1 pseudogene is annotated in these 375 nt (G+C 78.4%); it reads left to right on the forward strand.

The features are described from left to right. Window positions 1-41: 41 nt before the first annotated feature. A pseudogene (locus tag SACPADRAFT_RS25380) lies at window positions 42-375 on the forward strand (L-seryl-tRNA(Sec) selenium transferase); the annotation flags it as partial.

The following is a 375-nucleotide window of genomic DNA, read 5'->3' on the forward strand; positions in this document are numbered from 1 at the left end:
GCCCGGCGGACCCACCCGGGGCGCCGGACCCGCGCAGACGCATCCCCCGCACCGATGCGCTGCTCGCCGAGCCGCGACTGGCCAGGGCCACCCACGACCTCGGTCGTGACCTGGTGAAGGCGGCGGTCGCGGCCGCGCAGGACCGCGCCCGTGCGGGGAAGATCCGACCGGAGGAGGTCGCCGAGGACGCGCTGGCGGCGCTGCCGCCGACGACGTCGTCGTTGCGCGAGGTCCTCAACGCCACCGGCATCCTCGTGCACACGAACCTGGGGCGTGCCCCGCTGTCCCCGGCGGCCACCCGGGCCGTGCAGGACGCGGGGGGCAGCACCGACGTCGAGTTCGACCTCGGCGACGGGGGGCGCGCCCGGCGCGGCC

The sequence above is a fragment of the Saccharomonospora iraqiensis subsp. paurometabolica YIM 90007 genome, from assembly GCF_000231035.2.
GTDB classification, from domain to species: domain Bacteria; phylum Actinomycetota; class Actinomycetes; order Mycobacteriales; family Pseudonocardiaceae; genus Saccharomonospora; species Saccharomonospora paurometabolica.